This window comes from Nocardia sp. NPDC047654 (assembly GCF_043205035.1).
Taxonomy (GTDB): Bacteria; Actinomycetota; Actinomycetes; order Mycobacteriales; family Mycobacteriaceae; genus Nocardia.
Genome location: NZ_JBIDDF010000001.1, coordinates 1294699 through 1316350 on the forward strand (window position 1 = coordinate 1294699; position 21652 = coordinate 1316350).

General features: G+C 69.7%; 22 protein-coding genes. 16 read left to right on the forward strand and 6 right to left on the reverse strand.

From position 1 onward, the window contains the following. Positions 1 to 19: 19 nt before the first annotated feature. The 11 genes from prcB to ACGF7Y_RS06175 all read left to right on the forward strand — a co-directional run bounded on the left by prcB (position 20) and on the right by ACGF7Y_RS06175 (position 11577). Positions 20 to 805, forward strand: a complete 786-nt coding sequence (prcB, locus tag ACGF7Y_RS06125) for a proteasome subunit beta (protein ID WP_393229781.1) — start codon at positions 20 to 22, stop codon at positions 803 to 805. Between the two features lie 2 nt (positions 806 to 807). After that, complete coding sequence (prcA, locus tag ACGF7Y_RS06130) at positions 808 to 1584, forward strand: proteasome subunit alpha (RefSeq protein ID WP_393229784.1); 777 nt, start codon at positions 808 to 810, stop codon at positions 1582 to 1584. Positions 1585 to 1803: 219 nt separating this feature from the next. Then, positions 1804 to 3162, forward strand: a complete 1359-nt coding sequence (gene pafA / locus ACGF7Y_RS06135) for a Pup--protein ligase (RefSeq protein WP_174186519.1) — start codon at positions 1804 to 1806, stop codon at positions 3160 to 3162. A gap of 21 nt (positions 3163 to 3183) precedes the next feature. Continuing rightward, positions 3184 to 3510: an MTH1187 family thiamine-binding protein gene (locus ACGF7Y_RS06140; RefSeq protein ID WP_393229788.1), complete on the forward strand. Its 327-nt coding sequence runs from the start codon at positions 3184 to 3186 to the stop codon at positions 3508 to 3510. Positions 3511 to 3599: 89 nt separating this feature from the next. After that, positions 3600 to 4595, forward strand: coding sequence for a YafY family protein (locus ACGF7Y_RS06145; RefSeq protein WP_357954101.1), 996 nt, complete (start codon positions 3600 to 3602; stop codon positions 4593 to 4595). Then, entirely contained in the window at positions 4592 to 5569 is a 978-nt protein-coding gene (locus ACGF7Y_RS06150) for a helix-turn-helix transcriptional regulator (protein WP_393229791.1), read from the forward strand. The genes ACGF7Y_RS06145 and ACGF7Y_RS06150 overlap by 4 nt, the downstream gene beginning before the upstream one ends. A gap of 22 nt (positions 5570 to 5591) precedes the next feature. Further along, positions 5592 to 6641: a 2-dehydropantoate 2-reductase gene (locus tag ACGF7Y_RS06155; protein ID WP_393229794.1), complete on the forward strand. Its 1050-nt coding sequence runs from the start codon at positions 5592 to 5594 to the stop codon at positions 6639 to 6641. Between the two features lie 64 nt (positions 6642 to 6705). Next, a complete protein-coding gene (gene tatA, locus ACGF7Y_RS06160) occupies positions 6706 to 6963 on the forward strand; it encodes a Sec-independent protein translocase subunit TatA (RefSeq protein WP_393229797.1) in 258 nt (85 codons plus the stop codon). A gap of 98 nt (positions 6964 to 7061) precedes the next feature. Further along, entirely contained in the window at positions 7062 to 8015 is a 954-nt protein-coding gene (gene tatC, locus ACGF7Y_RS06165; RefSeq protein WP_393229799.1) for a twin-arginine translocase subunit TatC, read from the forward strand. A 24-nt stretch (positions 8016 to 8039) separates the two neighbouring features. Beyond that, on the forward strand, positions 8040 to 10721 hold the full coding sequence (locus ACGF7Y_RS06170; protein WP_393230981.1) for a DEAD/DEAH box helicase: 2682 nt from the start codon (positions 8040 to 8042) through the stop codon (positions 10719 to 10721). Positions 10722 to 10884: 163 nt separating this feature from the next. After that, positions 10885 to 11577, forward strand: coding sequence for a DUF4333 domain-containing protein (locus tag ACGF7Y_RS06175; protein WP_040867164.1), 693 nt, complete (start codon positions 10885 to 10887; stop codon positions 11575 to 11577). A gap of 555 nt (positions 11578 to 12132) precedes the next feature. Here ACGF7Y_RS06175 and ACGF7Y_RS06180 read toward each other — a convergent pair. Beyond that, positions 12133 to 13098, reverse strand: a complete 966-nt coding sequence (locus ACGF7Y_RS06180) for a 5'-3' exonuclease H3TH domain-containing protein (protein WP_393229802.1) — start codon at positions 13096 to 13098, stop codon at positions 12133 to 12135. An 84-nt stretch (positions 13099 to 13182) separates the two neighbouring features. Between ACGF7Y_RS06180 and ACGF7Y_RS06185 the strand changes: the two genes are divergently transcribed. Further along, positions 13183 to 14310: a M24 family metallopeptidase gene (locus tag ACGF7Y_RS06185; protein ID WP_393229804.1), complete on the forward strand. Its 1128-nt coding sequence runs from the start codon at positions 13183 to 13185 to the stop codon at positions 14308 to 14310. Between the two features lie 33 nt (positions 14311 to 14343). Here ACGF7Y_RS06185 and ACGF7Y_RS06190 read toward each other — a convergent pair whose 3' ends face one another. Then, the gene (locus ACGF7Y_RS06190; RefSeq protein WP_393229806.1) at positions 14344 to 14775 is read right to left on the reverse strand and encodes a PPOX class F420-dependent oxidoreductase; all 432 of its coding nucleotides are present in this window, start codon (positions 14773 to 14775) and stop codon (positions 14344 to 14346) included. 101 nt (positions 14776 to 14876) lie between these two features. On the opposite strand from ACGF7Y_RS06190, the gene ACGF7Y_RS06195 reads away from it, so the two are divergent. The 4 genes from ACGF7Y_RS06195 to ACGF7Y_RS06210 all read left to right on the forward strand — a co-directional run bounded on the left by ACGF7Y_RS06195 (position 14877) and on the right by ACGF7Y_RS06210 (position 18336). Next, on the forward strand, positions 14877 to 15632 hold the full coding sequence (locus ACGF7Y_RS06195) for an SDR family NAD(P)-dependent oxidoreductase (protein WP_393229809.1): 756 nt from the start codon (positions 14877 to 14879) through the stop codon (positions 15630 to 15632). Beyond that, positions 15611 to 16894 carry a precorrin-6y C5,15-methyltransferase (decarboxylating) subunit CbiE gene (cbiE, locus tag ACGF7Y_RS06200; RefSeq protein WP_393230984.1) on the forward strand — a complete coding sequence of 428 codons (1284 nt, stop codon included), beginning with the start codon at positions 15611 to 15613 and terminating at the stop codon, positions 16892 to 16894. Before ACGF7Y_RS06195 ends, cbiE begins: the two co-directional genes overlap by 22 nt. 78 nt (positions 16895 to 16972) lie before the next feature. Next, a complete protein-coding gene (locus ACGF7Y_RS06205; RefSeq protein WP_040867153.1) occupies positions 16973 to 17590 on the forward strand; it encodes a hypothetical protein in 618 nt (205 codons plus the stop codon). Next, a complete protein-coding gene (locus ACGF7Y_RS06210) occupies positions 17587 to 18336 on the forward strand; it encodes a cobalt-precorrin-6A reductase (protein ID WP_393230987.1) in 750 nt (249 codons plus the stop codon). The genes ACGF7Y_RS06205 and ACGF7Y_RS06210 overlap by 4 nt, the downstream gene beginning before the upstream one ends. Positions 18337 to 18352: 16 nt before the next feature. Here the strand turns inward: ACGF7Y_RS06210 and ACGF7Y_RS06215 are convergent, their stop codons facing one another. The 4 genes from ACGF7Y_RS06215 to ACGF7Y_RS06230 are packed head-to-tail and all read right to left on the reverse strand — an operon-like array spanning position 18353 to position 21569. After that, entirely contained in the window at positions 18353 to 18883 is a 531-nt protein-coding gene (locus tag ACGF7Y_RS06215; RefSeq protein ID WP_393229812.1) for a PadR family transcriptional regulator, read from the reverse strand. Between the two features lie 57 nt (positions 18884 to 18940). Continuing rightward, entirely contained in the window at positions 18941 to 19336 is a 396-nt protein-coding gene (locus ACGF7Y_RS06220; protein ID WP_393229814.1) for a hypothetical protein, read from the reverse strand. Between the two features lie 32 nt (positions 19337 to 19368). After that, positions 19369 to 20937, reverse strand: coding sequence for a precorrin-3B C(17)-methyltransferase (gene cobJ / locus ACGF7Y_RS06225; RefSeq protein WP_393229817.1), 1569 nt, complete (start codon positions 20935 to 20937; stop codon positions 19369 to 19371). Then, positions 20934 to 21569, reverse strand: a complete 636-nt coding sequence (locus tag ACGF7Y_RS06230) for a precorrin-8X methylmutase (RefSeq protein ID WP_393229820.1) — start codon at positions 21567 to 21569, stop codon at positions 20934 to 20936. The genes cobJ and ACGF7Y_RS06230 overlap by 4 nt, the downstream gene beginning before the upstream one ends. Positions 21570 to 21652: the final 83 nt, after the last annotated feature.

The window sequence follows — 21652 nt, forward strand, 5'->3', positions numbered from 1 at the left end:
CTTCTCCGAATATCTCCGCATGCATGCTCCGGATCTGTTGCCTTCCACCAGGTTCGGACAGGGTGCCGCCGGATTCTCCGGCGGCACTTCCGCGAAGGAGATCGCCCCGCACGGCACCACCATCGTCGCGGTGAGTTACCGCGGCGGAGTGCTGATCGCCGGTGACCGGCGTGCCACGCAGGGGAATCTGCTGGCCAGCCGGGATATCGAAAAGGTCTTCATCACCGACAGCTATTCCGCGGCAGGCATCGCGGGTACGGCGGGCATGGCGGTGGAGATGGTGCGAATCTTCGCGGTGGAGCTGGAGCACTACGAGAAGTTGGAGGGTGTATCGCTGACCTTCGACGGCAAGGCCAACAAGCTGTCGAAGATGGTGCGCGAGAATTTGCCCGCGGCCCTGCAGGGTCTGGCGGTGGTGCCGATGCTGGTCGGCTACGACCTGGACGCCACCGATCCGGACAAGGCGGGTCGCATCGTGTCGTTCGATGTGGTGGGTGGACGCAGCGAGGAGCGTTTCGGGTATGCCGCGGTCGGTTCCGGCTCGGTGTTCGCGAAGTCCGCGCTGAAGAAGTTGTACGCCAAGGGAATCGATCAGGAACGCGCGCTGCGCATCGCCGTCGAGTCGCTGTTCGACGCGGCCGACGACGACACCGCGACGGGCGGTCCGGATCTGGTGCGCGGCATCTTCCCGACGGCGATCGTGATCGATGAGGAGGGTGCGGTCGAGGTGACCGAGTCGCGGCTCGCGGAGATCACTCGCGGAATCGTCGCCGACCGCGAGGCCGCCGAAGAAGGGATCGCCTGAGCATGACGTTGCCGTACTACGCGTCGGCCGAGCAGATCATGCGCGACAAGACCGAACTCGCCCGCAAGGGCATCGGTCGGGGGCGCAGCGTCGTGGTGCTGACGTATGACAAGGGTGTGCTGTTCGTCGCGGAGAATCCGTCCGCGACGCTGCACAAGGTGAGTGAGCTCTACGACCGGATCGGGTTCGCCGCGGTCGGCAAGTACAACGAATTCGAGAATCTGCGCCGGGGCGGCATCTTGCAGGCCGACATCCGCGGGTATCAGTACGACCGGCGCGATGTCACCGGCCGGGCACTGGCCAACGCCTACGCGCAGACCCTCGGCACGATCTTCACCGATCAGCTCAAGCCCTACGAGGTGGAGATCTGTGTGGCGGAGGTGGGCTACCCGGAGCAGGCCCCCCATTCGGTGCTGTACCGGATCACCTTCGACGGGTCGATCGTGGACGAGCGGGAGTTCGTGGTGATGGGCGGCACGACCGAGCCGATCGTCACCGCCTTGAAGTCGTCCTACCAGCCGGGTCTGGACCTGGCCTCCGCGGTCGGCGTCGCGGTGCGCGCGCTGCAGGCGGGCGTGCCGGAGGGCACGGAGAAGGAGAAGCGGGTCCTGGGCGTGAACACGCTCGAGGTCGCGACCCTGGAGCAGGCGCGTCCGCGCCGGGCGTTCCGGCGGGTCGCGGATGCCGCGCTGGAGCGGCTGCTCAGCCCGGCCGAGGCAACCGATGCGTCCGAGAAGGAAGCGGAGCCCTCGGCGAAGGACACCCCGCCGGCGGAGTGATCCGCCCGGGCCGACGAGCTCGGCGGCCCGCGAACGACACCTCGTTCGCGGGCCGCGTCGGCATGTCCGCAGCCGGTGTCGAGGTGGGCATCCTTCGGTCGAAGCGGCGTTTCGTCCGGGCAAATTCCGACAAAGCGGGCCAAATCGTTGTGAAGACGTATGCATACGGGTTGTTCGGTGCACCCCGCAAGTCCCGCACATGGCTGTAGTGTCGATGGTGTGCAGCGACGAATTATGGGGATCGAGACCGAGTTCGGTGTGACATGCACCTTCCACGGTCACCGTCGACTGTCCCCCGACGAGGTGGCCCGGTATCTGTTCCGCCGGGTGGTGTCCTGGGGCCGTAGCTCGAACGTGTTCCTCCGCAACGGTGCTCGGCTCTACCTCGATGTCGGGTCCCACCCGGAGTACGCGACCGCGGAGTGCGACAACCTGGCGCAACTGGTGACCCACGACCGTGCGGGCGAGCGGGTCCTCGAAGAGTTGCTGATCGACGCCGAGCAACGGCTGGCCGAAGAAGGCATCGGCGGCGACATCTACTTGTTCAAGAACAACACCGACTCCGCGGGCAACTCCTACGGCTGCCACGAGAACTTCCTGGTGGTTCGCGCCGGCGAATTCTCCCGGATCTCGGACGTGCTGCTGCCGTTCCTGGTCACCCGCCAGCTGATCTGCGGCGCGGGCAAGGTGCTGCAGACGCCGAAGGCGGCGACGTTCTGCCTGTCGCAGCGCGCCGAGCACATCTGGGAGGGCGTCTCCTCGGCGACCACCCGCTCGCGGCCGATCATCAACACCCGCGACGAGCCGCATGCCGACGCGGAGAAGTACCGCCGCCTGCACGTGATCGTGGGCGACTCCAACATGTCCGAGACCACCACCATGCTCAAGGTCGGCACGGCCGCCCTGGTGCTGGAGATGATCGAGGCGGGCGTCTCGTTCCGCGACTTCGCCCTGGACAATCCGATCCGCGCGATCCGCGAGGTCAGCCACGACCTGACCGGTCGCCGTCCGGTGCGCCTGGCCGGTGGACGGCAGGCCAGCGCCCTGGACATCCAGCGCGAGTACTACGCCCGCGCCGTGGAGCATCTGCGCAATCGGGACCGCGATCCACAGATCGACCAGGTGGTCGACCTGTGGGGCCGCACCCTGGACGCGGTCGAGGCGCAGGACTTCGCGAAGGTGGACACCGAGATCGATTGGGTGATCAAGCGCAAGCTGTTCCAGCGCTACCAGGACCGGTATGGCATGGAGCTGTCCGATCCCAAGATCGCCCAGCTGGATCTGGCCTACCACGACATCAAGCGCGGGCGCGGCGTCTTCGACCTGCTGCAGCGCAAGGGTCTGGCCAAGCGCGTCACCGAGGACGAGGCCGTGGACGCGGCGGTGGACACCCCGCCGCAGACCACGAGGGCCAAGTTGCGCGGTGACTTCATCACCGCCGCGCAGGAGGCGGGCCGCGACTTCACCGTCGACTGGGTGCACCTCAAGCTGAACGACCAGGCGCAGCGCACCGTGCTGTGCAAGGACCCGTTCCGCTCGGTGGACGAGCGCGTCGATCGCCTGATCGCGTCCATGTGACCGGGCGGGCATGATCGAAGCATGATCATCGCCTTCTCCGTCACACCGCACGGGACCGGCGTCGATGTCGGGCGCGCGGTCGCGGAAGCGGTCCGCGTGGTGCGCGCCAGCGGACTGCCCAACCACACCGATGCCATGTTCACCACCGTCGAGGGCGAGTGGGACGAGGTGATGGCCGTGGTGAAACAGGCGACCGATGCCATCCTCGCCGTAGCGCCACGATGCAGCCTGGTGCTGAAGGGCGATATCCGGCCCGGCGTGACCGATGCGATCAGCGCCAAGGTGGAGAAGGTCGAGCGATACCTGGCCGAGGGCTGGCAGCGTTTTCGGCCGGCACACTGTCCCTGACGCTGCGAACTGTCGACGTCGCGGCCGAAACAACGCCGAATCGCGCGCCGCCGCGCGGTGGCGCGGGTGCGCAGATTACCCTCTATCGGGTGGCGATATCCAAGGTCGAGCGGCTGATGAATCTGGTCATCGCGCTGCTGTCGACCCGGCAGTTCCTGACCGCTGAGCGGATCCGGGACAGTGTGGCCGGATACGAGGACTCCGCCAGTGACGAAGCGTTCAGCCGGATGTTCGAGCGGGACAAGAACGAACTGCGCGATCTGGGCATTCCGCTGGAAGTCGGCCCGGTGAGCCGGTACTCGACGATCGAGGGCTACCGGATCAATCGGGACGCCTACGAGCTACCCGACATCGACCTGACCGACCAGGAGGCCGCCGCGGTCGCTGTGGCCGTGCAGATGTGGGAATCGCCCGAGCTGGCCGCCGCCGCGGAGGGCGCGCTGCTCAAGCTGCGCGCCGCGGGCATTCACGTGGAGACCGACGTCGCGGTGGCCTCGGTGCCCGCCGTTCCCGCTCGCACCCGAGGCTCGGAACCGGTGCTCGGGAAACTCCTGGCCGCGATCGATGCCGGTCAGGCGGTGCGGTTCGAGCACCGCGGCGCGATCAACGCTCCCTATCTGATGCGCGATGTGGAGCCGTGGGGCGTCGTCACCCATCGCGGCCGCTGGTACTTGGTCGGGCACGACCGCGATCGGGACGCGGTGCGCAGTTTCCGGCTCTCGCGCATCGGCGACGAGGTGACCGCGTACGGTGCGCGCAATGTGGTCCGCAAGCCCGCGGGCGTGGATCTGCGGGCCATCGTCGACCAGGTCACCAGCACCTCGCCGGTCAGCGGGTCGGCCACGGTATGGGTCGCCGAGGGCCGGGGACGTGAGCTGCGCAGGATCGGGCAGGTCGTCGGCGAGCGCACCGTGGGCGGCCGCGCGGGTTCGGTGGTGGAGCTGCCGGTGCGATCGCGCGACTGGCTGGCCCGGCTCATCACCGGCCTTGGCCCGGACGCGGTGGTGCTGGCTCCCGAGTCGCTCCGCGCCGATGTCATCGCGCGGTTGCGTTCGGTGTTCGACCGGACGGAGGTGCGGGCATGAGCTCGCGGCTCTCGGTGCGGCTTTCCCGGCTGCTGAACATGATCCCGTACTTCATCGCCCACCCCGGCATCAGCGCCGCCGAGGCCGCCGCCGACCTGGGCGTCACCACCAAGCAACTGATGAGCGACCTCAACCAGCTCTGGATGTGCGGCCTGCCCGGCTACGGTCCGGGTGACCTGATCGACCTGTCGTTCTCCGAGGAGAGCATCGAGGTCACCTTCTCCGCAGGTATCGATCGGCCGTTGCGGCTGACCTCCACCGAAGCGACCGCGCTGCTGGTCGCGCTGCGCTCGATCGTCGACATGCCCGGCATGGTGGACCCCACCGCGGCGCACGCGGCCATCGCGAAGATCGAATCGGCGATCGCGGGTGGCGCGTCCACCGACGCCGACGGGCGATTCCCGACGCCGCCGCAGGAGGCGCCCACGGTGGCGGCCGTGCGATCGGCGCTGGCGCTCGGCCGGGCGCTGCGGCTGGTGTACTACTCCGCCAGCCGGGACGTGGTGTCCGAACGCGTCGTCGACCCGATTCGCATCGTTCTCGTGGACGACAACAGCTACCTGCAAGCCTGGTGCAGGCAGGCCGAGGGAGTGCGGCTGTTCCGCTTCGACCGGATCGAGGCCGCGACCGAGTTGGACGAACTCGCCAGGCCGCCGAAGCATGCCACCGAGGCGACGGCCGGGCTGGACCTGTTCCAGGACGATCCGGCGGTTCCCTCAGCGCGTTTACGAATCCACGCCGACTACGCCTGGGTGCTCGATCAGTACCCGATGCACCGGCTGGCGGTGCATCCCGACGGCAGCTCGGAGGCGACCATGCGGTTCGCCACGCTGGACTGGATGGCCCGCCTGCTGCTCGGTTTCGGGGCGGGCGTCACCGTCCTCGGGCCACCGGAGCTGGTCGCGGCGGTGCGCGAGCGGTCCAACGCCGCGCTGGCCGCCTACGAGGAAGCCGGATTCTTGGGGGCTCGATGAGAGACGAAGAGGCCCTACCGGCATGAACAGTCGTGTGCTGGTGGTAGGCGCGGGCAGCGTCGGCAACTTCGTCGGCGGCAAACTCGGCGTGGCGGGCGCGGAGGTCACCTTGGTCGGCCGCAGGCGGGTGCTCGACGGCCTCGGCTCGTCCGGGCTCCGGCTCACCGACCTCGACGGCGGTGACGAGGCGTTACCCGCGGATCGATTCCACCGCGCCACCGAACCGGATGACGTCGGATCGGCCGACTTGGTGCTGGTCACGGTGAAATCGGCGGCGACAGCGGCGGCGGTGCGCGATCTCGCGGGCAAGATCAGGCCGGGCACCGTGGTGCTCAGCCTGCAGAACGGTATCGGCAACGACTCGGTGATCCGCGAGATCCTGCCGCATTGCGTGGTGCTGGCAGGCATGGTGATGTTCAATGTCGTGCACCATCCCGGCGGCCGTTTCCATCGGGGCACCGAGGGCGGGCTCGCGGTGCAGGACGACCCGGCGCTGGCGCCGTACCTGGATGTGTTCGAGCGGGCGGGACTCGGCTTGCGGCGGTATCCCGACCTGCGCCCGGTGCAGTGGGCGAAGCTCCTGCTCAACCTCAACAACCCGATCAACGCGCTGTCGGGGCGCCCGCTGCGGGAGGAGCTCGCCGAGCGGGACTACCGCCGCTGTCTCGCGCTGACCCAGCGCGAAGCGCTCGCGGTGATGAACAGAGCGCGAATTCGCCCGGCCCGGCTGACTCCGCTGCCGCCCCGGCTGATGGCCACGCTGCTGACCGTCCCCGACGGCCTGTTCCAGTGGGTGGCCGGACAGGTGCTGGCCATCGATCCGATGGCGCGTTCGTCCATGGCGGACGACCTGGACCTGGGCCGAAAGACCGAGATCTCCTGGTTGTGCGGTGAAATCGTGGGACTGGGCGCGATGGTCGGGATGCCCACGCCGGTGAATCAGCGGCTGATCGAATTGATCGTGGCCGCCGAGCAGGGCGGCAGGCGCGCGTGGACCGGCCGGGAATTGCTCGGCCAGTTGCGGGCCGCCGCGGCGGGCGCCGTGACCGGACCCGGGGCGAACGAGCGGTGACGGCAGCGTTCGCGCACGTCACGGTCCGGTAGCATCGAGGCATCACAGTCTTGGGAGGTAGATCATGGGCAGTCTGAGCATCTGGCACTGGCTGATCATTGCGGTGGTTTTCGTGATGTTCTTCGGCGCGAAGCGGATGCCCGACGCGGCCCGCAGCCTGGGCCGGTCGTTGCGCATCTTCAAGAGCGAGGTCAGTCAGATGCAGCACGAGAGCAACGCGTCCGACAGCGGCGCGCCGGCTCAGCAGCCCACACCGCAGCTGCCCGCCGCGCAGCAGTCGCCGCAGGCCACCGAGCCCCGTACCGAGCCGAAGTCGGTCTGAGCGGATCCGCTCGCGCCGGAGTGAGGAACAGCTCACTCCGGACTCAGTGCTGTTGCCGAGCTGAGCGAGGCACGTGAACCCAGGGGCGATCACCAACCATGCGAATCCCGTTCGATCCGCGGCGTAGCAAGCGCAGGACGAATCCCGACGGCACGATGTCGTTGGTCGAGCATCTGCAGGAGCTGCGGTACCGGTTGCTGGTGTCGATCGCGGCGGTGATCGCGACGACGGTGCTGGGGTTCCTGTGGTACGGGCATGGGTTCCTCGGGGTGGAGAGCCTGGGTGAGATCCTGCGCGGGCCGTACTGTTCGCTGCCCGCCTCGGCGCGAGCGACGTTGAGCCAGGACGGGGAGTGCCGTCTGCTGGCGACCGCGCCGTTCGAGCAGTTCACGTTGCGATTGAAGGTCGGCATGACCGCGGGCGTCGTGCTGGCGGCGCCGATCTGGCTGTACCAGCTCTGGGCGTTCATCACCCCGGGGCTGTATGCCAAGGAACGCAAATACGCGATCGGGTTCGTGTCCTCGGGCACGGTGTTGTTCGCCTCGGGAGCGGTGCTGGCCTATGTGGTGATCGCGCACGCGTTGAGCTTCCTGCTGACCATCGGCGACAACGTGCAGATCACGGCGCTGAGTGGGTCGCAATATTTCAGTTTCATCCTGCAGTTGCTGATCATCTTCGGGGTCAGTTTCGAGACGCCGTTGCTGATCGTCGGGTTGAACCTCGTGGGAGTGCTGACCTATCAGCGGCTCAAGGCGTGGCGGCGCGGGATCACCTTCGGTTTGTTCGTGTTCGCGGCGATCGTGACGCCGCAGGATCCCTTCTCGATGTTGGCGCTGGCGTTGGCGCTGACGGTGTTGTTCGAAGTGGCGATCCAGTTCTCCCGGATCAACGATCGCCGCCGGGCGCGCAAGGAGCGCGAGGGCCTTGGTGCGTTGTCCGACGAGGAGGCCTCCGATCTGGGCGCCCCGGAGCCGATCGATCCGGCCGAGTCGCTCACCACCCCCGCGGAGAAATCCACACGACCGGTGTCGGACTACTCCGATACGCTCTGACGAGTGACAGATGACCGGTCGCAGATGGGCGAGTTGGCCGTATTTTCCGCCGAGCTGAAGTTCCGGCTGGATCCCTTTCAGCGTGCTGCCTGTGCGGCGCTCGAGGAAGGCCACAGCGTCTTGGTCTGCGCGCCGACGGGCGCGGGCAAGACGGTCGTGGGCGAGTTCGCCGTTCACCTGGCGCTGGCGGCCGGTGGGAAGTGCTTCTACACGACGCCCATCAAGGCGCTGTCGAACCAGAAATTCGCCGACCTCACCGAGCGCTACGGCCGTGACAGCGTCGGACTGCTGACCGGCGACCAATCGATCAACCCGGGCGCTCCGGTGGTCGTGATGACCACCGAGGTGCTGCGCAACATGCTCTACGCCTCCTCGGACGCGCTGCGCGGACTGTCCTACGTCGTGATGGACGAAGTGCACTACCTCGCCGACCGGTTCCGCGGCGCCGTGTGGGAAGAGGTCATCCTGCACCTGCCTCCGGACGTGCGGCTGGTCAGCCTTTCGGCCACGGTGAGCAATGCCGAGGAGTTCGGCGCCTGGATGGAAACCGTGCGCGGCGACACCGCGGTGGTGGTCGACGAGACCAGGCCCGTGCCGCTGTGGCAGCACGTCATGGTGGGGCGGCGGATGTTCGACCTGTTCGACACCAAATCCACCGAACAGAAGGTGCTCGTCGACGAAGACCTGGTGCGGTTCATCCGCCACCGCGAGGCCGCCGACCGGATGAACAACTGGGGCCCCCAGCGCAACGGTCGCGGCGGCCCGCGCCGGGATTTCCGTCCGCTGCCGCGGCCGGAGGTGCTCGCCAAACTGGACGAAGAGGGCCTGCTGCCCGCGATCACGTTCATCTTCAGCCGTGCGGGTTGCGACGGCGCGCTCGCGCAGTGCCTGCGTTCGCGGCTCGACCTGAGCCGTCCGGAGGAGCGCGACGAGGTCGACGCGATCATCGACAAGCACACCGGCGATCTGCCCAAGACCGATCTCGAGGTGCTCGGTTACTGGGAGTGGCGCGAGGCGCTGCACCGCGGCCTGGCCGCGCATCACGCCGGGATGCTGCCCGCGTTCCGCCACACCGTCGAGGAACTGTTCGTCAAAGGGCTGGTGCGTGCCGTCTTCGCCACCGAAACGCTGGCCCTCGGCATCAACATGCCCGCGCGCACCGTCGTGCTGGAGCGGCTGGTCAAGTTCAACGGCGAATCGCACGCCGAACTCACGCCCGGCGAGTACACCCAGCTGACCGGGCGCGCGGGGCGGCGCGGCATCGACGTCGAAGGCCACGCGGTGGTGCTGTGGCAGCCAGAGGTGGACACCAGCGCGGTCGCCGGTCTCGCCTCGACGCGCACCTACCCCCTGCGCAGTTCGTTCCGGCCGGGCTACAACATGTCGATCAACCTCATCGACCGGATGGGCGCCGACGAATCGCGCGCCCTGCTGGAGCGGTCGTTCGCCCAGTTCCAGGCGGACCGGTCGGTGGTCGGCCTGGTGCGCGGCATCGAGCGCAACGAGGCGGCGCTGCGCAAGCTGCGCGACCAGATCGGCGGCGCGGAGGGCGGGTTCCTGGAGTACCTGTCGCTGCGCGACCGGATCAAGCAGCGCGAGCGGCAGCTGACCCAGCAGAGCCGCGCCGATCGGCGAGGCGCCGCGGTGGACGCGCTCGGCGCGCTGCGGCGTGGCGACGTGGTGGCGATTCCTTCCGGCCGCCGCGCCGGGCTCGCGGTGATCCTGGAGCCGGACGCGACCCCCGGCGATCCGCGGCCGCTCGTGCTCACCGAGGACAAGTGGGCCGGCCGGGTGTCGGTCGCCGACTTCCCGGTGCCCGCCGAGACGCTCGGGCACATGCGGCTGCCGCGCCGGGTGGATCACCGGACCGCGCGCATCCGCCGCGATCTGGCCTCCGCGCTGCGCAGCACGGGGATCTCGGTGCCGGGCAGGCCGCGGCGCGGCAGGCAGTCCGCCGCTGCCGACGACCGGGAACTGGCCACGTTGCGCCGCAGCCTGCGCGCGCATCCGGCGCACTCGCGGCCCGATCGCGAGCAACTGGCCCGGGTGGGTGAGCGCTACAACCGGCTGCTGCGCGAGACGGAGGCGATGCGCCAGAAGGTTGCCGCGACCACCAATTCGCTGGCGCGCACCTTCGATCGCATTCTCGGCCTGCTGGAGGAACGAGGATTCGTGCAGGAGAGCGAGGTGACTCCGGACGGACGCAGGCTGGCTCGCCTCTACGCCGAAAGCGACCTGCTGGTCGCCGAATGCCTCAGGAAGGGGCTGTGGCGCGGACTCGGCCCGGCCGAACTGGCCGGTGTGGTGTCGGTCCTGGTGTACGAATCCCGCCAGGAGGGTGGCTATCTCGGCGCGAGCGGTCCGACGGCGCCGATCCGGCGGGCGGTCGGCGCGACCATCGGGGTCTGGTCCGAACTGCGATCCGACGAGGCGCGGCACAAACTGCCCCCGACCAGGGAGCCCGATCTGGGTTTCGTCGACGGCGTCTACAAATGGGCGCGGGGCGATGGATTGGCCGAGTCTTTGCTCGCCAGCGGTGACCAGGGCGCCCCGCTGTCGGCCGGTGATTTCGTGCGCTGGTGCAGGCAGGTGATCGATCTGCTCGACCAGATCCACGGCACCGCCGACGATCCCGAGGTCGCGGCCACCGCGGCCAAGGCGGTGCGGGCGATCCGCCGGGGCGTCGTGGCGGTGGACGCCGCCTGAGCGGCGTGGGCGTCGGGCGCGCGGCGGCGGCAATAACAACACGGCGGATTCGATTGTGATTTGATTTCTTTCGCGTACCGACCGTGGCGGAATAGTCGTGTCATGCGACGAGGCCCACGCGGGGGGCTACCGTGTGTACAACGATGCGAGTGGAGGCAAGCAGATGAGCGGCCCGTACGGACCGAACGACCCCGGGGAGGGACGCAACGATCCCACCCAGCAGTGGAGTGGACAGCAGGCGCCGGGCGGAGCCGGTCCCACGCAGCAGTGGGGTGGTCAGCCGCAGACCCCGGCCTCCGCCCAGCCGACCCAGCACTGGGGTGAGCAGCAGCAACCGCAGCAGCAGTGGGGTCAGCCGCAGCAGCAACAGTGGGGCCAGCAGCCGCAGCAGCCGCAGTGGGGTCAGCAGCCCGCACAGGGCCAGCCGCAATGGGGCCAGCCGCAGCAGGACTGGGGTCAGCAGGGGCAGCAGCCGCAGTGGGGGCAGGCGCAGCAGCCCCAGCCGCAGTGGGGCGCTCCCGGCCAGCAGCCGCCGCAGCAGGGCGGCAAGGGTAAAGGCCTGATCATCGGTCTGTCACTGCTCGGTGTCGCGGTGGTCGGCGCGATCGTCGCACTCGTGCTCGTGCTGACCGCCAAGGACCAACTGGACCAGGCCGCGGTGCAGGACGGCGTGAAGAAGGTGCTGTCGGACTCCTACGGCATCCAGGACATCAGCGACGTCTCCTGCCCCTCCGGACAGGAAGTCAAGGTCGACGCCACCTTCGAATGCAGCGTGAAGGTCAGCGGCGAGGCCAAGAAGGTGAACATCAAGATCACCAAGGACGACGGCACCTATGAGGTCGGTCGCCCCAGCTAGGGTGTCGGTTTGTCCAGCGCTTGCGGCGCTGGACGTTCACGGCCCCTTGGTGGCTCGCGTCCGAGCGACCGCCGCTTGCTCCTTCGTTGGTACGCGGCGGCTACTCGGACGAGAGCCGTGCTGCGTTCGTTTTGCGAGCGCCCGCGGCGCCGGGTGTTCGCGGCCCCTTCTTGGCTCGTATCCGAGCGACCCGCCGCTTGCTCCTCCGTCGCCTACACGCCGGCTACTCGGACGCGAGCCAGGCTGTGTTGGTTTTTTTGGCGCTTGCGGCACTGGGTGTTCGCGGCCCCTTCTTGCTCGCATCCGAGCGACTCGCCGCCTGCTCCTTCGTCGTCTGCGCGCCGGCCACTCGGACGCGAGCCGGGCCGCGAACCGTGGATGCTCGGTCTCGCTTCTCTCGAAACCTGTAGTTGATCCGGTGTGATCGCGCCGGGGGTAGTCGCCTCTCGGACCCTTAGCCGGGCCGCGAACGGCGCCTGCTCAGCGCTTCGCTCGGTCGGGGCGGAGTTGTCGTGCGTAATGCGGTGTGCGGTGGGGCTTCCGCGTCTCCCGGATTCATCTGGAGCGGGCCGCGAGGGCGGTGATCAAGCGCGTGACCGGGCTCTCGGCGTTGTAGGCGGTGGCCAACGCGCGCAGACGGTCCGGGTCGGCGGGTTCGGCGGGGAGAGCGTCACTGCGGGACAGGGTGACCTCGGCGTCGCGGACCACTCGCACCACCGGCGCGGCGGCCTTCAGATAGTCCTCGGCGGCGCGCAGCCGGGCGCGCACGCTTTGGGACAGGTCGACATCCGGGTCCTCGACCGCCGCGACCAGTGCTTCGAGGGAACCGAAACGGGAGATCAGCATCGAGGCGGATTTCTCGCCGATGCCCGCCACCCCCGGCAGACCGTCGGAGGCGTCGCCGCGCAGCGTGGCCATGTCGGCATAGGCCGGGCCCGCGTTTCGCAGCGGTACGCCGTACTTCGCCGATACCTCGGCCGGGCCGAAGAGTTCCGCCTTGGCCAGCCCCCGTCCGGCGTAGAGCACCCGCACCTGGGGCGTCGGCTCGTCTCGTACCAGTTGCAACAGGTCGCGGTCGCCGCTGACCACGATCACCTCGTCGGTGCGCTCCCGGGTGGCCAAGGTGCCCAGCACGTCGTCGGCCTCCAGGCCCTCCGCGCCGCCGGTCGCGATGCCCGCCGCGGCGAGCACCTCCAGGATCATGTCCACCTGCGGGGTGAGCGTGTCCGGAACGGTTTCGGCGCCGGGTGCGGCGTCCGGTGAGGTATCCAACCGGTGTGCCTTGTAGGACGGCACCAGCTCGACCCGATACGCCGGGCGCCAGTCCAGATCCAGGCACACCACCAGCCTGCTCGGTGCGAACTTGGTGATCAGCGACGCCACCATGTCGGTGAAACCGCGCAACGCGTTCACCGACCGCCCGTCGGGAGCGGTGATCTTGTCGGGGATGGCGTGGAACGCGCGGAACCACAGACTGGCGCCGTCCAACAGCAACAGGGGTCCACCGGCAGCAGAGGTCACGGGCTGAGGCTACTCGCCTGCGCCGACAGCGCCCGGGCGAAGTTCGGCGTTCCTCCCACGCGCCCGGCAGGTAACGTCGGACGAATGAGCTCGCATACGGAATCGAGGTTCGCGGCGGACGTCTACGGTGCCCGGCTGGAGCGGGCAGTGGAGCTGATGCGGGCCGCCCATCTCGACGCTCTGCTGATCACCCCCGGGCCGGACTTGCGCTATCTGATCGGCTCGGCGGCCGAGTCGTTCGAGCGGCTGACCTGCCTGGTGATCCCGGCGGACGGGGCCACGCCGTCGGTCGTGATCCCGAAACTGGAGCTGGCGTCGCTGGAAGGCTCCGCGGCGGGTGAACTGGGCCTGCAAGTGCTGGACTGGGTCGACGGCACGAACCCGTACGGCCTGGTGAAGTCCGCGCTGCACGTCGGCTCCCGGGTGGCCGTGGCCGATGTGATGCCCGCGCTGCATCTGCTGCCGCTGGCCGAGTCGTTCACCGGTCTGCCGGTGTCGGCCACCCCCGTGCTGCGCGAACTGCGCATGATCAAGGACCCGGCCGAGGTGGACGCCCTGCGCCGGGCCGGTGCCGCGATCGACCGGGTGCACGCTCGGATGGGGGAGTTCTTGCAGGTGGGGCGCACCGAGGCGGAGGTCGGCCGCGATATCGAAGCCGCGATCCTCGCCGAGGGGCATACCGAGGCGGCGTTCGTCATCGTGGGCAGCGGTCCGCACGGCGCGGACCCCCATCACGGCGTGTCCGAACGCCGGATCGAGGCCGGGGACGTGGTGGTCGTCGATATCGGCGGCCCGGTCGAGCCCGGCTACTACTCCGACTCCACCCGTACCTACGTCCTGGGCGAACCCGACCCGGAGGTGGCCGCCCGGTACGCCGAACTGGAAAGCGCCCAGGCGGCGGCGGTGGCGGCCGTCCGTCCCGGCGTCACCGCGGCCGCGGTGGACGCCGCGGCGCGAAACCCGTTGACCGAAGCCGGTTTCGGGCCCGCTTTCGTGCACCGCACCGGCCACGGCATCGGCCTGTCGGTGCACGAGGAGCCCTATATCGTCGCGGGCAACGACCTCGTCCTGCGGCCCGGCATGGCATTCAGCGTCGAGCCCGGCATCTACTTCCGCGGCGAGTGGGGCGCGCGCATCGAGGACATCGTGGTGGTCACCGACGAGGGCGGCGAATCCCTGAACAAGCGGCCGCACGGCCTCACGGTCCTGTGATCGACGGCTGAAGGCCCAGCCGCGGCGGAGGTGCTAGGCGCCTGCGCCGTTCCCGCCGGCGGCCGGTGCGACGAGCGTGCTGCTGGACAGGACGCGCCGGACCTGGATGGCGATCACCACACGCGTCGGGTTCTCCCGCGGCACGCGATAGCGGCCCGCGTACCGCTCGACCGCCTCGGCGACGTCGTCCGGGGCGTCGAGCACGGTGGCCGGGCCCTCCAAGGTGATCCACCGGATCCCGTCGACCTGACTGACCGCCGCGTATCCGGAGCGGCGCACGTTGCGCACCTTCACCGACCCGTCGTTGGTGATCACGCGCGCGATCCCGGCGTCCTGATCCCAGGTGAACCCCACCGCCACCACATGGGGCGTTCCGTCCGCCCGCAATGTCGTCAGCGTGGCGAGATGCCGTTCGGCGACGAACTCGAGGGCGGCGGGCGACAACTCAGCGGTACTCGTCGGCATCCCCCGACCGTAGCCGTCGGTGCGCGTCGGCGCCGCACCAGCCCGGTCCGCGACAGGTGAGCGATGACGGGCCGCACCCATGGCAATGAAAGACTGACCCCATGGGAACGCGTGGATTGGCCGACGGCACGGTACTGCTGCTGGGCGGTCGCAGCGAGATCGGGCTCGAAGTGGCGCGGCGGCTGGCGCCCGGGCGCGCGGTGGTTCTGGCGGCCCGGCGCAGTGGCGAGCTGGACGCGCAGCGGGCGCAGATCACCGCGGCGGGCGCGAGCGAAGTGCACGCCGTCGAATTCGACGCCGACGACGTGGCGAGTCATCCGGCGCTGCTGGAGAAGATCGCCGCCGAGCACGGGCCGATCGGCATCGCGGTGCTCGCCTTCGGCGTGCTGGGCGATCAGCAACGCGCCGAGCGGGATCCCGCGCACGCGGCGGCGATCCTGCACACCGACTTCGTCGCCCAGGCGAGTGTTCTCACCACACTGGCGAACCTGATGCGCGCGCGGGGGGCGGGACAGCTCGTCGTGTTCAGTTCGGTAGCGGGCGTGCGCGTCCGGCGTGCCAACTACGTCTACGGGTCGGCCAAGGCGGGACTCGACGGATTCGCTTCCGGTCTCGCGGATGCCCTGCACGGCAGCGGGGTTCGGTTGCTGCTGGTCCGGCCCGGATTCGTCATCGGGAGGATGACCGAGGGGATGTCTCCGGCGCCGTTCTCCAGTACTCCCGATCAGGTCGCTGGCGCCGTGGTCGCGGGTTTGCGCAGCGGCGCGAGCCGGGTCTGGGTACCCCGGATCCTGCGACCGGTGTTCTTCGCGATGCGTCTGCTGCCGCAACCGATCTGGCGTCGGATGCCGCGGTGAGCGCGACGCCCGCGTCGTGGACCGGCGCGCCGATCGCGGTCGTGGGCATCGGCGCCGACGGGTGGGACGGTCTCGGTCGCGCCGCGCGGGAGGCGGTCGGCGACGCCGAATTCCTGTTCGGTTCCGCGCGTCAGCTCGCACTCGTGCCGCCCACCGCGGCGGCGCGGCGGATGACCTGGCCGTCGCCCTTGCTGCCCGCGCTGCCCGGCCTGTTCGAACGGCATTCCGGCGCGCGATTGTGCGTCCTGGCCAGCGGCGATCCCATGTTCTACGGGATCGGCGTCACCTTGGCCCGGCTGCTGGGCCCGCAGGCGCTCCGGGTGCTGCCCCAGCCGTCTTCGGCTTCGCTGGCCTGCGCCAGGCTGGGATGGGCGCTGGCCGAGACGCCGGTGGTCAGCGTGGTCGGGCGTCCGCTGGCGACGGTGCTGCCCGAGTTGGCCGACCGCAGGCGGCTGCTGGTGCTCAGCGCCGACGAGCACACGCCGCAACGCCTGGCGCAGTTGCTGGGCCGGAACGGTTTCGGCGGTTCCGAGCTGACGGTCCTCGAGCAACTGGGCGGTTCCGCCGAACGGCACCGCGCCGGAATCGCGAAGCAGTGGGAACATCCGCCGGGCGACCCGTTGAACATCGTGGCGATCACCTGCGCATCCGACCCGGACCAGCCGCGTGCCACGCGCTTGCCCGGACTGCCGGACGAATTGTTCGGGGGCGACGGGCAGCTCACCAAGCACGAGATCCGTGCGCTGACACTGGCGGCGCTGGCGCCCGCCCCTGGCGAACTGCTGTGGGATGTGGGCGGCGGTTCGGGCAGTATCGCCATCGAATGGTGCCGGGCGCATCCGGGCAACCGGGCCGTCACGTTCGAACGGCTCGAGCGCAGGCGGCGGCAGATCTCCGGCAACGCGGAGGCTCTGGGCGTGCCGCACATCCTGGTGCGCGGCGAGGTGCGTGCCGAACTCGCCGCCGACAGCGAGATCATCGCTCCCGACGCAATTTTCGTGGGTGGGGGCCTGACTCAGGATGGCCTGCTCGAGACATGCTGGGCGCAGTTGCGCCCACGCGGCAGGCTCGTCGCGAACGCGGTGACCGCCGAATCGGAATCGCTGCTGCTCAGCTGGTCAAGTGCCCAGGGCGGCGTCTTGCGGAAGTTCCAGATCTATCGCGGGGAGCCCCTGGGGTCTTTCACCGCTTGGCGCCCCCAGCTTCCCGTCACGCAGTGGTCGGTGGTGAAAACCGCGGCGGCGTTCCCCGCAGAGGGGTGAACACGTTACCGGTCACGCGGTAGGGTCGGGGCCGAGTTCCGGTCACGACCGGAAATCCGATTCCTGTTGGGGAGATAGATGAGATACAAGAAGTTCGCCGCTACCGCATTGCTGGCCGTCGCCGCCACCGGCGTCACCGCCGGTACCTCCTACGCCGCTCCCACGCCCCCCGCGGCGCAGGACCAGTCCGCGGCCGCGCCCACCGTCACGGGCACGGACCAGGGCGTCGGCTACGCGTTGCAGCTCGCCGACGCGGGCAAGTCGGTCGTCACCAGTGTGACCGGCGGCGCGTTCAGCGTCGACACCGACAACCGGTCGGTCACCTTGAAGAACTCCGCGGGCGAGACCGTCACCAGCATTCCGCTCACCGCGACGGCCAAGGGCCAAGAGGTGAACATCGCGGCGGCCGTCGCCGACGAGGGCAGGCAGCTGACGCTGACCCCGCAGGTCGCGCCGACCGCGAACGCACCGGTCGCCGCCGAGTTCATCGGCGCGCAGGAGTGGTTCTTCGCCGAGCTGCAGCGCGCCTCGCTCGGCGCTCTGGTCGGCGGCCTGATCGGCGCCGCCATCGGCATCGTCTTCTTCGGTGTCGGCATCCTGCCGGGCGCGGTGCTCGGCGCTCTGATCGGTCTGGCCGTCGCGGGCGGGCCGTCGCTGCTGAACGCGGGTATCGCCTACTTCAGCGGCCAGCCCTGAGAGTTCTGATTCTGGGCGGCACCCGGGAAGCGCGGGAGCTGGCCCATATCGCTTCCGGCGAGCGAGGATTCGACATCGTCTCCTCGCTCGCCGGTCGTGTGCGCGCACCCTTGCTACCGGAGGGCGCGGTCCGCGTCGGCGGTTTCGGCGGCGCCGAGGGACTGCGCGCCTGGCTCGCGGCCGACGAGACGGCCGCGATCGTCGACGCCACCCATCCGTTCGCGGCGGCCATCAGCGCCAACGCGGCGGCGGCCGCGCATGCCTCCGGTGTGCCGCTGGTGCACCTGCGGCGGCCCAGATGGGTGGAGCGGCCGGGGGACCGGTGGGTGCGGGTACCCGATCTCCCCGCCGCGGCGAGGGAAACGGCCGCTCTCGGCGAGCGAGTCTTCCTGACCATCGGCAGGCAAGGCGTCGACGCGTTCGCGGGATCGGTCCGGCAATGGTTTCTGATCCGCGCCATCGACCCGCCCGAAGGCGCGCTGCCGCCGCGACGCGAAGTGCTCCTCGCCCGTGGGCCCTTCGCGGTGGAGGACGAATCGCGGCTGCTCGCCGAGCATCGGATCGATGTGCTCGTCACCAAGGACAGCGGCGGCGAGCAGACCGAAGCCAAACTCGCCGCCGCTCGCGCGGCCGGAATTCCGGTCGTCGTGGTGGACCGCCCGCCGCTGCCCGAGGGCGCGCCGGTCGTGGAATCACCCGAGCAGGCACTGAATTGGTTGCGCGACAGGCGAACCCGGCGCTCATGAGGCGGTCTCGCACCGCTCAGCCGTCGAGCAGCTCCGGCAGATGGTCGAACCACTCCAGCACCGCCCGCTCGTAGCGGATCCCGAAGTCCAGTGTGGCGCGGGCGAACGTGGGCTTTCCCTCCGGATCTTCGGCGAGATACCGCGTGAGCCGCGCCTGATGGATCTCGCGGTTGGCCGCGACGATGCCGTCGAGCCGGCCGCGATCGAGATGCTCACCGAAGGAGAGCGTCAGCAGCAACGGCACCCGGATGGTCTCCCCGCCGGGATCGCGGGCGACCCACTCCAGGAACGCTTCGCGCCCCGCGTCGGTGATGCGATAGGGCGTGCGTTCTCTGGCTCCGGTCTCGCCCTTCTCGACGAGTCCCGCCGCGTCCATCGTGGCGAGTTCCCGGTAGACCTGGCTCTGCGTGATCGTCCAGAAGTCGCCGATCCGGTCCTGGGCCTGGGTCACCAGATCCCATCCCGACATGGGCCCTTCGTGCAGAAATCCGAGCAACGACGCCGCCGTCGAGTTCAGTGGTTTGCGCTTGGTCGCGGTGTTGGTCAACGACTGCTCCCTTCGCTCTCAACATTCCATAGTGGAATGTTACCGGAACGGGGCGGGTCAGGCGTCGCCGGTCAACTTGTCGAGCCGGGCGAGCACCCGCGCCATGCCCTGCTCCAGTCGCGCCTGTCCCTGTTCGAGCTGCGCCTGGCCGTGGGCCAGCGCGGTCTGGCCCTGTTCCAGCCGGATCTGTCCTTGTTCGAGCACGGTGACCCTGCGGTTGAGTTCACCCACATTCTCGCGCAGGTTCCCGACCTCCCGGCGAAGCTCGCCGACGGCTTCCCCGACGCTCTCCGCGCGCCGGTCGATCCGGCCGATGCCGTCGAGCGCCTTCCTGGTCAGCGCCGCGAGTTCGTTGAGGACCTCGCCCTGCTCGTCGAGCGCTTGTTCGCTCGCGGTGGCCCTGGCCTCCAAGGCGCGGGCGCGCAGCGTCAGCTCCGGCAGTGTCGCGGCCAAGGTCCCTCCGATCGTCGGTGCGTCTGGCGATCTTACGCGCTGCCGACGGCCGCGTCGTGCGCGCGATCGTAACGGCGGGAGGTGTAGACCCGTGTGCCCGCGTCGGTCTCGCGCGCCGTGGTGGTGGACGCGCCGATGATCAGCAGCGTACGCATGTCCACCTCGTCGGGGTCGAGGTCGCCGAGCGACACCACCCGGACGGATTCGGTGGGTCCGCCGACGTCGCGCCCGACGACGACGGGCGTGTCCGGCTTGCGATGCTCCAGCAGCAGGTCCCGCATCGCGCCCACCTGCCAGGTGCGTTGCGAGGACGCCGGGTTGTAGACCGCGATCGCCATGTCGGCCGCCGCGACGGCGGAAAGCCGCTGCGCCACGACCTCCCACGGCTTGAGCCGGTCGGAGAGCGAGATCATCGCGTAGTCGTGCCCGAGCGGCGCGCCCACCCGGCTGGCCACCGCGTTGGCCGCGGTGAGGCCGGGCAGCACCCGGACCGGCACCCCGCTCCACTGCGGATCGCCGGATTCCTCCAGCACCGCCGCCGCCATCGCGAACACGCCGGGATCTCCCGAGGAGACGACCGCGACCCGCGCGCCGCGCTTGGCCAGATCCAGGGCCATGGCCGCGCGCTCGGACTCGACCCGGTTGTCGCTGGCATGCCGGCGCTGCCCCGGGCGCTCGGGCACCCGGTTCAAGTAGGTCGTGTAGCCGACCAGATCGGTGGCGTCCGCCAACGCCGTGCGCACCTCGTCGGTGGTCCACTCCGGCGCGCCGGGACCGAGTCCCACCACCACGACCTCACCGACGCCCTCGGTCGTCTCCGCGTCGGCGACCCGCTGGGCCGCGGCCGTCTCCGCTTCGAGGCGCGGCAGCGGCGTGGTCGGTTCGGGGCCCGGCACGAGGGCGATGGCGAAGTAGGGCACCTCCGCGTCGTCGACCGCGCCCGCGTGCAGCACGCGCTGCTGGGTGGTGCTCGCGCGCTCGACGTAGTACGCGCCGGCGAGCCGTCCGGAATCCGAAAGCGCTCGGCGCACACCGGGATAGGTGCGTCCCAGTTTCATGATCGCGGCCGCGTCGGTCGTGCGCAGCCGCCGGGTGAGCTCGTCGACCGGCATGGTGCCGGGCAGCACGGTGAGCACCTGCTCGCCCTCGACCAGCGGGGTTCCCAGCGCTGCCGACGCCGCGCTCACGGAGGTGATGCCGGGGATGATCTCGGCGTCGAACCGGTCGGCCAGCCGCCGGTGCATGTGCATGTACGAGCTGTAGAACAGCGGGTCGCCCGCGGCGAGCAGCGCGACCGACCGGCCCGCGGCGAGGTGCCCGGCCAGCCGCTCGGCGGCCTGTTCGTAGAACTCGTCGATCGCGCCCTGGTAACCGCCGGGATGATCGGTGGTCTCGGTGGTCACCGGGTAGACGAGATGCTCCTCCAGTTGGCCGGGGCGCATGTACGGCGCCGCGATGCGGCGGGAGATGCTGCGGCCGTGGCGCGCGCTGTGGAACGCGACGACGTCGGCCGCGCCGATCACGTTGGCCGCTTTGACCGTCACCAATTCGGGATCGCCCGGTCCGAGCCCGACGCCCCACAGTTTGCCCGGAGTGGTCATTCCTGTTCGCTCGCAATCGCGTTCAACGCGGACGCGGTGATGGCGCTGCCGCCGCGCCTGCCGCGCACCGTGAGGAATTCGACGCCGCCGAAATCGATCAGCGCGTCTTTGGATTCGGCCGCACCGATGAATCCGACCGGGATGCCGAGCACGGCGGCGGGCCGGGGCGCTCCCGCGTCGAGCAGGTCGAGCAGATGGAACAGCGCCGTCGGCGCGTTGCCGATCGCGACGACGGCGCCGTCGAGACGGTCGCGCCACAGGTCGAGCGCGGCGGCGGAGCGGGTTGTGCCCTTGGCCGCGGCCAGCTCCGGCACGCGCGGATCGGCGAGGGTGCATACGACCTCGTTGCCCGCGGGCAGTCGTTTCCTGGTCACACCCGAGGCCACCATGGTCGCGTCACAGAGAATCGGCGCGCCCGCGCGCAGCGCCGCCCGCGCCGAGGCGACCACACCGGGGGAGTAGGCGATATCCGCGGCGAGATCCACCTGACCGCAGCCGTGGATCATCCGTACGACCACCTGCGCCACATCCGGCGGGAAACCGCTGAGATCGGCCTCGGCGCGGATCGTCGCGAACGAGCGACGGTAGATCTCGGCCCCGTCGGTCAGATAGCTGGCACGTACGTCGGACATGCGGTCCACCCTATGGGGGCAGGTCCGGACAGATCGGTCCGGGTCGGGCGCTCCGCATTCCGGGACTGCCACCGGCTACCGCC

Bases quoted from the DNA above. Each gene is read 5' to 3' on its own strand.
- prcB (WP_393229781.1), top strand. From the start codon at position 20: ATGCATGCTCCGGATCTGTTGCCTTCCACCAGGTTCGGACAGGGTGCC.
- prcA (WP_393229784.1), top strand. From the start codon at position 808: ATGACGTTGCCGTACTACGCGTCGGCCGAGCAGATCATGCGCGACAAG.
- ACGF7Y_RS06140 (WP_393229788.1), top strand. From the start codon at position 3,184: ATGATCATCGCCTTCTCCGTCACACCGCACGGGACCGGCGTCGATGTC.
- ACGF7Y_RS06150 (WP_393229791.1), top strand. From the start codon at position 4,592: ATGAGCTCGCGGCTCTCGGTGCGGCTTTCCCGGCTGCTGAACATGATC.
- ACGF7Y_RS06155 (WP_393229794.1), top strand. From the start codon at position 5,592: ATGAACAGTCGTGTGCTGGTGGTAGGCGCGGGCAGCGTCGGCAACTTC.
- tatA (WP_393229797.1), top strand. From the start codon at position 6,706: ATGGGCAGTCTGAGCATCTGGCACTGGCTGATCATTGCGGTGGTTTTC.
- tatC (WP_393229799.1), top strand. From the start codon at position 7,062: ATGCGAATCCCGTTCGATCCGCGGCGTAGCAAGCGCAGGACGAATCCC.
- ACGF7Y_RS06170 (WP_393230981.1), top strand. From the start codon at position 8,040: ATGGGCGAGTTGGCCGTATTTTCCGCCGAGCTGAAGTTCCGGCTGGAT.
- ACGF7Y_RS06175 (WP_040867164.1), top strand. From the start codon at position 10,885: ATGAGCGGCCCGTACGGACCGAACGACCCCGGGGAGGGACGCAACGAT.
- ACGF7Y_RS06185 (WP_393229804.1), top strand. From the start codon at position 13,183: ATGAGCTCGCATACGGAATCGAGGTTCGCGGCGGACGTCTACGGTGCC.
- ACGF7Y_RS06190 (WP_393229806.1), bottom strand. From the start codon at position 14,775: ATGCCGACGAGTACCGCTGAGTTGTCGCCCGCCGCCCTCGAGTTCGTC.
- ACGF7Y_RS06195 (WP_393229809.1), top strand. From the start codon at position 14,877: ATGGGAACGCGTGGATTGGCCGACGGCACGGTACTGCTGCTGGGCGGT.
- ACGF7Y_RS06205 (WP_040867153.1), top strand. From the start codon at position 16,973: ATGAGATACAAGAAGTTCGCCGCTACCGCATTGCTGGCCGTCGCCGCC.
- cobJ (WP_393229817.1), bottom strand. From the start codon at position 20,937: ATGACCACTCCGGGCAAACTGTGGGGCGTCGGGCTCGGACCGGGCGAT.
- ACGF7Y_RS06230 (WP_393229820.1), bottom strand. From the start codon at position 21,569: ATGTCCGACGTACGTGCCAGCTATCTGACCGACGGGGCCGAGATCTAC.